The sequence below is a fragment of the Streptomyces sp. NPDC051136 genome, assembly GCF_044455745.1.
Classification (GTDB): Bacteria; Actinomycetota; Actinomycetes; order Streptomycetales; family Streptomycetaceae; genus Streptomyces.
This window is the reverse complement of record NZ_JBITFE010000004.1, coordinates 375,120-387,017: the sequence shown is the minus strand read 5'-3', so window position 1 is coordinate 387,017 and position 11,898 is coordinate 375,120. Positions and strand designations below refer to the sequence as shown.

General features: G+C 72.3%; 17 protein-coding genes. All 17 read right to left on the bottom strand.

Annotation, left to right across the window (positions count from 1 at the left end; all coding sequences use genetic code 11):
- Positions 1–6 precede the first annotated feature (6 nt).
- Entirely contained in the window at positions 7–810 is an 804-nt protein-coding gene (locus ACIBCJ_RS14315; protein WP_365978178.1) for a DUF317 domain-containing protein, read from the bottom strand.
- The gene (locus tag ACIBCJ_RS14310; RefSeq protein WP_365978177.1) at positions 807–1,190 is read right to left on the bottom strand and encodes a hypothetical protein; all 384 of its coding nucleotides are present in this window, start codon (positions 1,188–1,190) and stop codon (positions 807–809) included. Before ACIBCJ_RS14310 ends, ACIBCJ_RS14315 begins: the two co-directional genes overlap by 4 nt.
- 276 nt (positions 1,191–1,466) lie before the next feature.
- On the bottom strand, positions 1,467–1,874 hold the full coding sequence (locus ACIBCJ_RS14305) for a hypothetical protein (RefSeq protein WP_365978176.1): 408 nt from the start codon (positions 1,872–1,874) through the stop codon (positions 1,467–1,469).
- A gap of 17 nt (positions 1,875–1,891) precedes the next feature.
- A complete protein-coding gene (locus ACIBCJ_RS14300; protein ID WP_365978175.1) occupies positions 1,892–2,140 on the bottom strand; it encodes a hypothetical protein in 249 nt (82 codons plus the stop codon).
- Positions 2,119–2,538: a hypothetical protein gene (locus ACIBCJ_RS14295; protein WP_365978174.1), complete on the bottom strand. Its 420-nt coding sequence runs from the start codon at positions 2,536–2,538 to the stop codon at positions 2,119–2,121. The genes ACIBCJ_RS14300 and ACIBCJ_RS14295 overlap by 22 nt, the downstream gene beginning before the upstream one ends.
- A complete protein-coding gene (locus tag ACIBCJ_RS14290; RefSeq protein WP_365978173.1) occupies positions 2,535–3,293 on the bottom strand; it encodes a hypothetical protein in 759 nt (252 codons plus the stop codon). The genes ACIBCJ_RS14295 and ACIBCJ_RS14290 overlap by 4 nt, the downstream gene beginning before the upstream one ends.
- 25 nt (positions 3,294–3,318) lie before the next feature.
- The gene (locus ACIBCJ_RS14285) at positions 3,319–4,023 is read right to left on the bottom strand and encodes a hypothetical protein (protein WP_365978172.1); all 705 of its coding nucleotides are present in this window, start codon (positions 4,021–4,023) and stop codon (positions 3,319–3,321) included.
- 13 nt (positions 4,024–4,036) lie between these two features.
- Positions 4,037–4,879 (bottom strand): relaxase/mobilization nuclease, encoded by an 843-nt coding sequence (locus ACIBCJ_RS14280; RefSeq protein WP_365978171.1) that lies wholly within the window; start codon positions 4,877–4,879, stop codon positions 4,037–4,039.
- Positions 4,876–5,664: a hypothetical protein gene (locus ACIBCJ_RS14275; RefSeq protein ID WP_365978170.1), complete on the bottom strand. Its 789-nt coding sequence runs from the start codon at positions 5,662–5,664 to the stop codon at positions 4,876–4,878. Before ACIBCJ_RS14275 ends, ACIBCJ_RS14280 begins: the two co-directional genes overlap by 4 nt.
- On the bottom strand, positions 5,661–6,098 hold the full coding sequence (locus ACIBCJ_RS14270; protein ID WP_365978169.1) for a hypothetical protein: 438 nt from the start codon (positions 6,096–6,098) through the stop codon (positions 5,661–5,663). Before ACIBCJ_RS14270 ends, ACIBCJ_RS14275 begins: the two co-directional genes overlap by 4 nt.
- Before the next feature lie 100 nt (positions 6,099–6,198).
- A complete protein-coding gene (locus tag ACIBCJ_RS14265) occupies positions 6,199–6,690 on the bottom strand; it encodes a hypothetical protein (protein ID WP_365978168.1) in 492 nt (163 codons plus the stop codon).
- Between the two features lie 127 nt (positions 6,691–6,817).
- Positions 6,818–8,617: a hypothetical protein gene (locus tag ACIBCJ_RS14260; protein WP_365978167.1), complete on the bottom strand. Its 1,800-nt coding sequence runs from the start codon at positions 8,615–8,617 to the stop codon at positions 6,818–6,820.
- Positions 8,614–9,756: an AAA family ATPase gene (locus ACIBCJ_RS14255; RefSeq protein WP_365978166.1), complete on the bottom strand. Its 1,143-nt coding sequence runs from the start codon at positions 9,754–9,756 to the stop codon at positions 8,614–8,616. The genes ACIBCJ_RS14260 and ACIBCJ_RS14255 overlap by 4 nt, the downstream gene beginning before the upstream one ends.
- Positions 9,757–9,828: 72 nt before the next feature.
- Positions 9,829–9,963: a hypothetical protein gene (locus tag ACIBCJ_RS14250; RefSeq protein WP_365978165.1), complete on the bottom strand. Its 135-nt coding sequence runs from the start codon at positions 9,961–9,963 to the stop codon at positions 9,829–9,831.
- Positions 9,960–10,181, bottom strand: coding sequence for a hypothetical protein (locus ACIBCJ_RS14245; protein ID WP_365978474.1), 222 nt, complete (start codon positions 10,179–10,181; stop codon positions 9,960–9,962). Before ACIBCJ_RS14245 ends, ACIBCJ_RS14250 begins: the two co-directional genes overlap by 4 nt.
- Positions 10,182–10,218: 37 nt before the next feature.
- Positions 10,219–11,409 carry a hypothetical protein gene (locus ACIBCJ_RS14240; protein WP_365978164.1) on the bottom strand — a complete coding sequence of 397 codons (1,191 nt, stop codon included), beginning with the start codon at positions 11,407–11,409 and terminating at the stop codon, positions 10,219–10,221.
- Complete coding sequence (locus tag ACIBCJ_RS14235; protein WP_365978163.1) at positions 11,406–11,864, bottom strand: hypothetical protein; 459 nt, start codon at positions 11,862–11,864, stop codon at positions 11,406–11,408. Before ACIBCJ_RS14235 ends, ACIBCJ_RS14240 begins: the two co-directional genes overlap by 4 nt.
- Between the last annotated feature and the right edge of the window lie 34 nt (positions 11,865–11,898).

Here is an 11,898-nt window from a genome sequence, read left to right as displayed (position 1 = left end):
TGGAGGTCAGCGGCGGGTCCGGGCGCCGCCGGCCGGGGTGTAGGGACGGGCGGTGGTGTGTGGCCGTGTGCTTCGGGCGCTGGTGCGGGCCCAGGTGGCGGCGCGGGCAGCTGTGATCCGAGCCTGTTGCCAGGCGCTGAGCTGGGAGGGCTTGACGGAGACCGACCAGGTACGGATCTGGGCGCTGTGCGGGACACGCCCGCGTGGGCGCATCACGGGGTCCGGGCCGGCAAGTTCGGCTGAGAAGGCTTGAACCAGGTGCATCGGCGTGTTCGGCGTGAAGTGGGCCGTCCAGCCGTTGCCCTGCTTGTCCTGCGCTCCGGTCCACCACATCGCCGAGCCATCGACGCCCTGGTGGTACTGCATCCACGCGGTGCCGTCGGGGCTGGTCGCCATATAGTCCTGGCCCTCGAACCGCGTGTGCCAGTTCTGCTCCCGCAGGGGCGCCCAGACGTTGGGGGCGTGTGCAAAGCGGGGGCGGGTGAGGGCATCGGTCAGGCCAGCGACGATCTCCACCGGCGTCTGCCGGCCCAGGTGCGCAGACCAATCACCGTTCGCGCCGCCTGCCCGGCCGTGGATGGTCCACCCGCCGGGGAGGATGTAGGGGTCGTAGGCGACGCGTACAGTGCGGTCCGGGCTCTCCATGAGCAGCGGGCCGCCCTTCTTGGACTTGTCCCGCCAGCCCGAGGCGCGCAGGAACTCCGAGACGTGCCGGACGTCACCGCCGCCGGCCAGGGCACGGGGCTGGACGAGGTAGTGCTGCTCGGCTTGCTCGCCCGGCCCCCAGCCCTGCCACTGCTTCTTGTTCACCGGCGCCGTCGTACGACGAGCGGGGCGGGAGCCGGAGGCTTCGCCGCGCTGGTGGCCGGTCGGGTGCCGAGGTGCTGGAGGAGGTCCTGGTGTTCGTCCAGGTCCAGGCTGATGTCGTTCAGTTCGTTGGCGGCACGGCCCATGGCGAGCCATACCTCCGCTGGCAGGGCGCCTCGTTCCGCCTCGCTCTTGGCGAAGTGGCTGCCGGTGATGACGAGGTGGGTGACGCCGCCGAGGACTCCGTTGTCCGGGTCGAGGACGCGGGCGATGACCTGTGCTGCCTGGGGCGGGGGAAGCTGGGAGAGGTGGTCGGAGAGCTGGCCGAGCTGGCGGGTGATCTCGTCGGCCAGTCTCACCGGGTAGGGGGCGGGGTGGGACATGCTTCTCCGGGTGCGTGGACGGTCAGTGGTGGTGGCGCTGCCCGACGGGTTGCGCCTCGGTGGGGACGGCTTGCGGGCGGGCGCGGGCCAGTGGGGCGGCGCGGTCGGGGCCGGCCGTGATGCAGGCGCGTAGATAGCGGCGGAACAGGGCGGTTGCGAGCCGGGGTTTGAGCCGATGGCTGATCGGTGCGGGTGTGCGGTCTGCTACGGGTTTCTCCGTGGAATCGGGCGGCGGGGAGGTGGGCGGCCCCGGCGTGGGGCCGGGGCCGCTCGGGTTTACGGGGTGCGGCGGGCCGGTGCGGAGTGCGAGGGGGAACGGGCGGGCGCCGGCTGCTGCGGGGCGGGGCGGGCCGTGCGCGCATGGAGGCGGTGCACGGCCTGCTGGTAGAGGGCCTCGTCGAAGACCTCGGGGTCGCAGTTGACCGTGTATCCGGCCAGGAGCAGGGCGGGGATGGCGCGGTTCGCCAGGCGTTTCTGTTCCTCGGCACCGAGGTGGTCGGGCACGGTGTGCCAGATGTAGAGCGGCTCGCTGGTGGGGTATTCGTGGCGTTCGAGGCCGAGCTGTTCCAGCAGGTCGTGGAGCTCGGCGGGGGCGCCGGTGGGGGTGTCGGCGTGGATGGTGGTCGTCAGGGCCTTGATGTAGATCTCGACGTCTGTGCCGTACTCGTCGGCCAGGTTGGCCATACGTTTCTTCTCCGGGGTCAGCGGCGGCGGGAGACAGGGGACGGTGCGCGGTCGGGTGCCGGTGCGGTGGTTGGCGGCTGCGTTGGGCGGGCGGCGTGGTTGCGGGCGTGCAGGACGACGCGGGCGGCTTCGCTCAGGGAGTTGGCCGTGCTGCCGAGCCGTGCGATGGGCTCGGGTTCCTCGCCGGGCGCGGCGCCGTGGAGATCACTGGCGGTGATCCAGGCGCGGACGATCACTTCTCTGGTCAGGGGCAGCAGCCCGTGCACGGGGCCGCGACCTCGGTCAGGACCTCGGCCACCTCGCTGCTGGTCTGGGCGGCCGAGGCCCGCTCGGCGAGTTGGGTGAGGTAGCGCAGGGCTGCGTCACGGTCGCCGTCGGGGGTGGCCAGCATGTTCAGGGTGGGATCGAGGTGGACGCTGTGGCCGGCGGCGAGCAGGGCGTGTGAGGCGGTGGTCGCCTTCAGGCGTTGCTGCTCGATGGGCAGGCCGTGCGGAAGACGGTGGTAGTCCCCGCGGGGCCCGGGAGCGGAGAGGAAGCCGCCGGTCCGCTGGAGGATGTCCGCTGCCTGCTCGGTGCCGCCGATGGCCACGACCAGGCCGGTGCGGGGGTCCTTGGTGATGGTGACGTACTCCAGGACCCAGAAGTCGGGCTCCGTCTGGTTCATCGGGTCCTGGCGGTGGGTGCGCGGGTGCCGGCGGGGGCCGGCGGCATGGATGCCGGGGCTGCGGTGGGTGCGGTCCGGGCTGCGGGGTGCTGGAGGGCGGTGCCGATACCGAGCGCGTCGAGCTGCGGGCCGATCTCGCGCAGCGCGCGGGCCTGGGCCTGGGAGTCGTCGCCCTTCAGGCGGTAGATGCCGCTGTGCGGGTCCTGGACGAAGCCGTGGGCGGCGAGGATGGTGCCGGCCCGGTCGTCGGCGGGGGCCGTGGCGACGCTGCCGTCCGGCTGCCAGGTCAGGACGACCCGGTCCGGCTGGGAGGGCTGGATACCGCCCAGGGCGTTGTGCCGGACCTGGGCGAGCGCACGGTCGTAGCGGACGAGCAGGTCGCCGGCGACCTGCTCGGCACCGAGGAACGGGTCGTCGGTCAGGGCGATGCCGTTGGGCTCGGGGACGCCGCGGTACGCCTCGTCCGGCAGGGCGTGCGGGGCGACGGCGGCGAGGAGGAAACCGTCGCGTTCGTCGTGCCGGTCGATCAGGACGAGCTGGGCGCCGTCGGGGCGGCTGAGGACGGCGGCCTGCTGCAGGGGGTGTTCGGCCAGGGAGGCGGCGACCAGGTCCAGGTCCCAGATGCGGTCGGTGAGTTCGGCGAGGTCGTCCTTGTCGTCGGCCGTCAGGTGGGTGCTGGTCCAGGTGTCGGGGAGTTCGCCGGCGAGGACGTCGGCGTAGGAGGCGAGGCGCTCGGAGGTGGTGTGGTCGTGCATGGTGTCCTTGGGCGGTTGCAGGGGCTCAGCGGCGCAGTCGGGCGGCACCGACGGGTGGCGGTGCCGGGGCCGGCAGGGCACGCGGCGGGGGTGGACAGGCGCACACCGCGGAGCGTTCGGTCTCGTGGTCGGGAACCTGCTCGGCGCAGGCGCGGCGGCCGGGGTGAGGGGCGTGCCGGTCGGCCAGCCGTTCGCGGGTGTGCGCAAGGTCGGAGTGGATGATGCGGACGTATTCGTCGGCGAGGTAGCGCAGGCGCCCGGCGGTGTACGGATCGCTCGCGTCGCCGAGGCCGTCGAAGAACTCCGCCAGGGCGCCCAGGGCTTCCGAGAATCCGGCGAGGATGCCGTCGTGGGGCGCGGTGAGTTCGGTGAGGACGTCCGCTGCCTCGGCGGTGTCGGTGGCCTCGCGGATGCGTTCGGCGAGGTGGGAGACCGAGGCGCCGAGCGCGGGATAGGCCGCGGGGCGGGACTCGGTGTCGAAGCGCTCGTCGCAGTCGACGTGGTACCCGACGGCCCGCAGGCGCCCTACGGCCTCGGTGGCCAGACGGGACTCCTCGTCCTCGGTCAGGCTGGCGGGGGCGCGGTGGTAGCTCTCGTGGAGGCGGACGATAGCGACGAATCCCGCGCGCTGGAGGATGCTGTGTGCTTCGGAGTCGCCGCCGCGGGCGAGGAGTTCGCCGGAGTGCGGGTCACGGCGGATGTCCAGGAAGCGGTCGGTGGAGCGGGGCAAGGAGACGTTTCTCCTACAAAGATCGGTGGGCGGTGCGCTGGGTCGCGGCCGGTGCGGCGGCGCCCCGGGGCTGGACCAGGTGGGCGGCGGTGGCGTCCAGGTCCTGCTGAATCGCGTGGAGGCGGCGGGCGATCAGCTGAAGACGGTGTGCCGTGTCCGTGCCGGCAGCCCCGGGCTGGCGGGCGATCCGGTACGCGGTGTGCTCGACCAGTCCGCGGACCGTGGCCAGCGGGCCGGCCTGTTCGTCGGCGAGCTGCGTGAGGACGCCGGCGAGCTGCGCGGAAGCAGCGGGGACCGGACGGGCAGCGGGCCGCTTCGTAGGGCGGGCGGGGATCAGGCTCAGGTCCTGCTCGATGCGGCGCGCTTCACCGGCAAGGCGCTGCAGGATGTCGGTGGGCGGGGTGTGCCAGGTGCCGTCGAGGTGGATCAGGTTGGCGAGCAGATCCAGGCGTCCCGGCTGAGCGTGGACGGCAATCCACCGACAACCGTGCACCGCGGCACCGGGAACCTCGATACCGGCGGCCCGCGCGAACCGGTGGGCGACTTCGGACCACTCGGGGCCGGTCAGCTCCCGGTCGTCCGGGTGGAGCCGGATGTCGAGGTGGAGGATCGCCCGCCGGTCTTCGTCCGGACTGGCAGCGAACGGATGCTCCAGATACGGGTCTTCGAGGTGCTCGGCCCAGTCGATCGACGTCCAGGTTCTCTGCTCGTCGTCCGGCGTGTAGTAGTCCAGGCCCGGCCAGTGGGCGACCACGGTGTACTCCGTCAGGCCCTCGTTGGTTGAAAGGGGCCGCCCGAGCGCCTCGGCGAGCGGTTCGCGCGGCGAGTGGGCCCTTGGGTGCAGGCGGGGGATCATGACGGCACCCCGCTCGACGTGCGGGTGGGCGACCGGTGCTGGTGAAGGTCGCGGGCTGCACAGATCAGGGAGCGCTCGCGGACCAGGTCGGCGTGAACCGAGATGTCTCCCGGTGGAAGACAGTCGATTGCCCTGTCGATGGTGCTCAGCCCCTCGTCGTACTGGCCCAGCCGGCGCAGGGCACCCGCCACGCGGAAGAGGACGATCGGATCGGTGCCGGTGGCGAGGGCGGGCCGGGAGCTGAGGGCCAGGAGACGCTCCGCGCCCTGGTCCAGGTCCTGGCCGAGCCACAGCCCGTGCAGCAGGACGTGCAGCGTTTTGGGGTGCTCCTCGGCCTCTGCGAGGACCTCGTCCATAACCGTCAGGCCCTCGGGGCGGGACTGGCCCAGCAGTGCGAAGGCGTACAGGGCACGGGTGTAGCAGTCCAGCGGCTGACGCGCGGTGTGCGCGAGCTGTTCGACGAGGCGCTGGAGGGCGGGGCAGCGGAAGTCGAACCGAAGGGCGCTCAGGTACAGATGCGCCATGGTGCGGGCGGTGATCGGATCACGGTCCGTTGCGAGGACGTCCTCAGGGGACAGCAGGACCAGGACGCTGCGGCCGGCCGACCGTGCGGCCCAGGCAGCGTCTGCGCACACCTCGGCTGAGGTTTTCCAGTCGGCCCGGATGCCGCGGAGGTCTTCGGCCAGGCGCAGCGGCCAGGAAGGATCGTCCGGAGTTGCGGTGGCTCGGCCCCTGGCCTTGTGGAGCGCACCGGCACGGTCGGGGCGGTTCATGGGGGGAGTCATCGGCTGCCCCTGGTGTCTGCGGTGTGCACGAGCTGGCCCAGGGCGGTGGTGGTGTACCAGCCGCAGTCGATCAGCTCGTCGCGGTCGGCGAACCGCGCAAGGAGGGCGTCTTCCATGGCCCGCAGGTAGATCAGGCAGTCTGGGCAGCGGCGCGAGAGGTGCACGAGGTAGCGGGGGTGGGCGGTGACGTAGGACTGGTCGCCACCGGTGGGATCGCGCAGCCGCCAGCCGTCCTCATCCGTGGGGGTGTGCCAGGAAGGGGCGACCACGCGCATCGAGTCTCCCCACAGCTCCCCGGCGACCACCCCCTTGAGGACGACGACCGTGTCCCCGGCCTGGAAGTGGGCGTGGGTGATGTCGCGGGTCGGTGTGAGCGGGTCGGGGGTGAGGGCGGTGACGGGGGTGGGTTGATGGTCCCAGGACGGAGGGAGCACGCGGTTCCTTCCACGCGATGGCTGTCGGGGTGGGAGCATCAATAGTCCGGAGGAACGCCGGTTTGGCTAACCGGCGTTTCCCGGCTATGTTGCCCCGCCGTCAGCGGAACGGGTTCTCCGTCCCGCGGTCCGCCTCGGCGGCTGCGTCGAGGAGTTCGAGCAGGTCAGTGCCTTCGGCGTCGCGCTGGTCGATCCACCATCCGGCTCGGGTGATGGAGCGGGCCTTCTCCTCCAGCTCCGCCCAGTCAGCCTCGTCCCAACTGCCCTCTATGACCAGGGCGGTGTGTGCGGCCGTCATCAGCTGATGGCGGGAGCGCTCGCCCCAGTCCAGGGCTTTCTCCGGGCCCTCCAGCGGCGGCATCTCGAACTGCGTCGCCCAGGCAGCGGCTGCCTCCCGCTCCTCGGCGCGCTTCGCCGCGAGCCACTCCTCCTTGGACTCGGAGCCGGCGTCGCGCGCCGCCTTCCAGCAGGCGGTGCAGTCCTTCGACGCGAGCCAACGGGCGAAGCCGGCCCGCTTGTCGGCGGGGCGGTTGGACAGGTCATGATCTACCCGGTGGGAGCAGGCGTGCTCCACGGTCCAGTGCGTACTCACCCCCGGGGAATTCCGTTTGATGGGCGTTACGTTCGAGGTCGGGCTGCTGGTCTGGGGCTTCAAATCGAGTGCCTTTCGTTGACGGTTGGGGTTGCACGATTCAGACGCTTCCGCCTTCTGCGTCGTCTCAGCGGGTCCTGCGGATGGCGTCTGTGGCCGCCGTGGCGATGGCGGCGGGAGCGCTGGAGGGCTGTGGCAGGTGCAGCAAGGTGGTCCCCGGCAAGTGGCGGGATTCCGCGGTGAGGGTGAGTTGGAGTACGGCGCAGCCGGCGGTCGTGAGCTGCTTGATGCGGCTGACGGCTTGAGCGGTTTCGGCGCTGCCGTAGTGGGCGTCGGTGACGATCACGAGGAGGCGGCCGGCGCCGGGGCGGCTGAGTTCGAGGCCGTGGTCGAGTGCGTCGATGGCGTCGCCGAGGTTGTGGTGGCCGCCGGTGGCATCGAACATCGTCACGCGCTCTGGTGCTCGGTGGGTGGGACGGGTCAGTGCGGTCAGGTGCCTGTCGTAGGCGATGGTTGCGGTACGGGAGTCGGGGTCGGTCAGTGCTGCTGCGCGTGCCACGATCCAGGCAGCGGACGCGACGGGCTTGCAGGCGGCACGCATGGAGCCGGAGACGTCGACGGCGATCCCCACACGCAGTGGTGGGGTGGGGGAGTTCCGGCGGCGGGTGTGGGTGAACGGTTCTGCGGTGGGGACCGACCCGGCCGCGCGCTGAGCGTCGCGGGCGAGGGCCGCGCGCATGTTGAGGCGGCCGGGCGGGGTGGGGCTGGTGGTCCGCTCCTCGGTCCGCTCGCGGTAGGCGGCGGCACGCAGGGCGCGGCTCAGGCGCGCGGCGGCGCTCTGCTCGGCGGCGGTGGGCCTGCGGGTGCCGGTGACCGGGTTGCCGGAGGGCGCCGGTGTGCCGTCGGGGTTGACGGTGGTGCTACGGGCGTTGAAGACCGACTTGGCGGTGGCGGCGGCTTTGCGTCGCTGACGGGTCCGCTGGGCGCGGTCCTGGGCCTGCGCCTTGGACCGTGACGCCATGGCGTTGGCCGCTGCGTCCTGTGCCGCGAGGTCGGCGGCGTCGGTGGCTGCCGTGCTGTCCATGACGACCGCCACCGCGCCGGACAGCAGATCGGTGAGGTTCTCCGGCACGGGCAGGCGGGGGGCCGAGGCGTCCAGAGCGTCGCACCATTTTTGACCATGCGCGAGCATGGTCGTGGCGTCGTGGTCGGCGCACTGGTGGGCTGCGGTCCAGATGCGGGTGAGGGTGGTCAGCAGGTTGGCGCCCAGGACCTTTTCGCACAGATCGGCGACGGCTCGGGTCTCGCCGGCGTCCAGGATGCCGACGTCACGGCGGCCGAGGATCAGGGCCGCCGCGGCGGCGGCCTGCTCGATGCCCTGGAGGGTGGGGTGGGCGATGTCGGGCATGACCAGGGTTCGGGCACTGGTGCGCAGGTACGTGCGGTCTGTGGGCCGCGTGATCAGGTGTGCGCCTTCGACGCGGCTCTCCTCCAGTAGGAGCGCGGCCTCGACGACACGGGGGTCCGCTCCGGCAGGCGCCGTCCAGATGGAGTGGGCCGCGTGCGCGGCCTCGTGGACGAACACTCCCCAGGCGGCGGGATACCGGTCCTCGTCGCCCACGATCCGCGGATGGATCTCGTGGGGCTTCAGCGGGGCGAACAGGCGGGCGTCGATCTCGACCTCGCCCAGCGTGGGGAAGTAAGCGGCCGGTGCGCCGCTGCGTGTGCCGGGGCGGCAGGTGACGAGGAGGTCCTGGCGGCCGGAGAGGGCGACCAGCCGATCGCCGAGTTCGGCTCCCACACGCAGCCACGCTGCTGGGGAGGAGCGGGGTTGCGCGGGCGGGGCGCCGTCGTCGTCCCAGCGTGCGAGGTCGGCGTCGTCGTCCGGCGTGGTGGCGGGGGACTGGACGTGGTGGTGGGCGCTCATCGCGGGCGGCCCCGGTGTGCGGAGTCGGTGCTGCCCGGGGGCTGCCGGGCGGCCGAGGTGGGGAGCTGCTTGCCGAGGGTGAGGGGCGCGATCTTCTTAACGCCGACAGCCTTCACGACGGCGGCGGCGACGGCGTCGCGATCCTCCTCAGGGGCGATGCCGACGAGGTTCGCGAGCGCGGCTTTGGTGCCGAGGACGGCCTCGGTCTTCTGGTAGCTCAGCAACTCTCGCAATTGGGGGGCCCAGCCCAGCTCACCGAGTTCGACCTGGTGGGCGAGGTGCCGGGCGACCCGGACCACCCGGGCATCGATCCTCAAGGCCAGGGCGAGGTCGTAGTCCGTGCCGATCTGGATCTGCACGCTGAACCGGCTCGCGAGCGCCTCCGTCAACACCGCCCCGTGGACCCCGGGATTGTGGCCCGCCACCACGTAGAAGCCCGGCTCGGCCTTGATGGTCTCGCCCTTGTGGGCCTTGACCTGGATCTGCCTGCGCCCGTCCATCGCGGGATACAGCGCCGCCAGGACCTTCGGTGAGATCAGGGTGGCATCGTCGATCAGCAGGGCGCGGCCCTCGGTCATCGCGGTGACCAGCGGACCGTACTGGAAGACGTAGGCTCCCGCGTCGTCCTGTGTGTACTCGCCGATCAAGTCGCCGACCGTGGTGTCGCCGTCACCGGCGACGGTGAGCAGGTCCGGGAACGCCGCCTCGACCAGACTGGTCTTGCCGGTGCCCGGAGGGCCGTAGAGCAGCACCGGCACGTCGGCGTCGCGCAAGCGATTCAACGCCTCGACGTCGGGCAGATCGGCCAGCTCCCGGGGGTGGTAGAGCTGGCCCCCCGCGCGGCGGATCGGGCCGGTTGGCCTGGGCGCGGCTGCTGCGGTGTAGGTCGTACGGGCCGTGGCCGCCTGGGCGCGGGGAGCGTGGGTGCCCGGTGGGCTGATCACAGCCCTCTGCGCGGCTGCGGCGGTTCTCGCGTTCGCGCGGAACTGAGGTTGTCCGGTCCCGCTTTGGTCGGCCTCGCCGCGTCGCACCAGGGTGAGGGCGGCGTTGCGGACGGCGCCGTGGGAGTGGCCCAGTTGCCTGGCCATGTCCCCGATGGTGAGCTTGTCCGCCGGCCGGTCGGCCAGCAGTCGGGCCACTTTGGCCCGTAGTTCGCCGCCCTTGGTGCGCGCTGGTCTGGTAGGCCCGGGTGTGGTCAAAACGAGACCCCTTCAACAGGTGCGGGTGCGGGTGCGGGTGTGGGCGGGGTGGGTGATGCGCTGGAGAGGCTGGCTGGTCTCGGAGCGGATCACGGACTGTGCCTGCATCGGCGACCGGGCCAACCGGGGCGTACCGTCGGCGCTCACCGGCCGACCGAGGGCTCGGTCCAGGTGCACGGGATGGCCGGCCACGGGCAGCTCGCTGGCTGCCGAGCAGACCCGTGCGTCCGCTCCGTACCGGGTTCCGTTGCTCGGCAGGCGCAGCCTGGCGTCTCTTCGAAGCCGTCCTGGAGCAGGATCCGCCGGGCGGCGGCGTTGTAGCCGGAGGTGGTGATCTCGCCGGTGATGCTGTGCCGGATCGGCATGAACGGCTCTGCTGGTGCCTCGGGCAAAACGGATCTCCTATCGGTGGCGGGCGGTCATGCTGGCGCGGGGCGGCGGCGCGGGCGGTGTGGTGTCCACGGCCGGGCGCGGGCGGGTACGCAGCACGGGGGTGCGGTGCGGGGGCAGTACGGCGACGGTCGCCCCGAGGTCCTCGGCTGCCTCTTCGACTTCGCGGGTGAGGAACTCGATCTGCCGGCCCAGCGCTGAGAGGCGGGCGGCGATCTGACGGCCCTGCACGGTCTCCAGGGCGCTGGCGAACTGGCTGCTCGTCTCCAGGAGTTCCTGCAGTTGGACCATCGGGCCGGCGGCGTAGCCGCGCTGGACGGCGCCCAGGAGAGCGTTCGAGGCGTCACCGGCACTGTGGCCTTCGACGACGTCGCGGATGAGGTCCTGCAGGGACAGCTCCGGGGCCGGTGCCGGGCGGTTGAACCGGGAGATGTCCGAGCGCAGCACGCCGGGCGGGACCGGAGCGGGCAGGGCCTTGCCCGCCTCGTACTCGTGGGCGAAGTGCCCGATCACCTGCCAGCCCGGGACGCCCGGGTCGCCGCGCAGCGCGACCACTGTGGAGTCGTCGTCCTCGACCAGGTAAGCGAGGGTGATCGGCTGTCCGTCGGCGGCATACCACGACTCGGTCAGCTCCAGCGCGCCGCGCGTCTGCGCGGCCCGGGCCCTGGCCGTCCACTGCTGCTGTTCCTCGTCACTCAGCGGAGCCTTGTGGTGCTGGCCGTCGCGCTGGTCGGCGAGGTTGCTGGCGATCGGGCTGTGGTCCGCCCAGGCGGTGAGGTGCGGCCACAGGGCCGCGTGCTGAGCGCGTTCGGCCGGGGAGCCGGGCGCGGCGGGCTGGTCGAGGGCCCGGCGGATCTCAGCGGCGGAGGATGCCAGGCCGTCCAGTACGGCCCGCCACCCGGTCAGGTGCCGGGCGGGCGGCAACTCGTCGAGCGCGAGCCGGGCGGCATCGAGGAGAGCCTCGGCGTGCGGGGCGAGGTGGGTGGCGTACGCCTCCAGCGCCGCCTGGTCACGGTGGGCTCGTGCGGCTGCGGCGGCGTCTGCGTGGACGGTGCGGCCGTGGCGGTCGCGTGTCCTGTCGAGGGCGGCATCGGTCTCGCAGTCGATGACTGCCATCCGCAGCCGGAAGTCGCGTGCCTTGCTGGCCAGTGCGGACGCTGTCGGCAAGGGGCTGTCGGGGGCCGGACTGTTCGCGGGTGTCATCGGGACCGCCCGCCGGCCGCGACCGTGAGGTGGACGGTGGGAGCGTAGGTGGGCTCCGGCGGGACCGGCCGGGCCGACGGAGGGGAGGCGGTGGGCGGCGTGGAGCGCTGCGTCGTTCGGCCGGAGGCGGCCTGGGCGAGCCGGCTGCGGCGCTCCTGGAGTCCGTGTGGCCGGACGGGGCGCCGAGGGCCGGTGGAGAGGGCCGGATCGAGGCGGATGTCGGCCTGCACGATGTAGCCCCGACGGCGCAGGTCGTGGACGGCCTGGCGGGTGCGTCGGGGACCATCGCGCTCGGGCTCGCTGAGGCGGTACAGGCCCGGTTCATCGGGGACGGGCTCGAATTGCTCGCGCTCCAGGAACCAGTGGGCGAGGTGCTGGGGAATGGAGGAGGTGAAGGAGGCGACGAAGCCGTGTTCCTTGTGGTCTCCGAAGGAGAAGTGGGTGCCGGGCTGCAAGGGGGCGGGAGTCTCCAGACTTGTCGGGGGAACG

Coding starts and splice junctions, on each gene's coding strand:
- ACIBCJ_RS14310 (WP_365978177.1), bottom strand. CDS start 1,190: ATGTCCCACCCCGCCCCCTACCCGGTGAGACTGGCCGACGAGATCACC.
- ACIBCJ_RS14305 (WP_365978176.1), bottom strand. CDS start 1,874: ATGGCCAACCTGGCCGACGAGTACGGCACAGACGTCGAGATCTACATC.
- ACIBCJ_RS14295 (WP_365978174.1), bottom strand. CDS start 2,538: ATGAACCAGACGGAGCCCGACTTCTGGGTCCTGGAGTACGTCACCATC.
- ACIBCJ_RS14290 (WP_365978173.1), bottom strand. CDS start 3,293: ATGCACGACCACACCACCTCCGAGCGCCTCGCCTCCTACGCCGACGTC.
- ACIBCJ_RS14280 (WP_365978171.1), bottom strand. CDS start 4,879: ATGATCCCCCGCCTGCACCCAAGGGCCCACTCGCCGCGCGAACCGCTC.
- ACIBCJ_RS14275 (WP_365978170.1), bottom strand. CDS start 5,664: ATGACTCCCCCCATGAACCGCCCCGACCGTGCCGGTGCGCTCCACAAG.
- ACIBCJ_RS14260 (WP_365978167.1), bottom strand. CDS start 8,617: ATGAGCGCCCACCACCACGTCCAGTCCCCCGCCACCACGCCGGACGAC.
- ACIBCJ_RS14245 (WP_365978474.1), bottom strand. CDS start 10,181: ATGCCGATCCGGCACAGCATCACCGGCGAGATCACCACCTCCGGCTAC.
- ACIBCJ_RS14240 (WP_365978164.1), bottom strand. CDS start 11,409: ATGACACCCGCGAACAGTCCGGCCCCCGACAGCCCCTTGCCGACAGCG.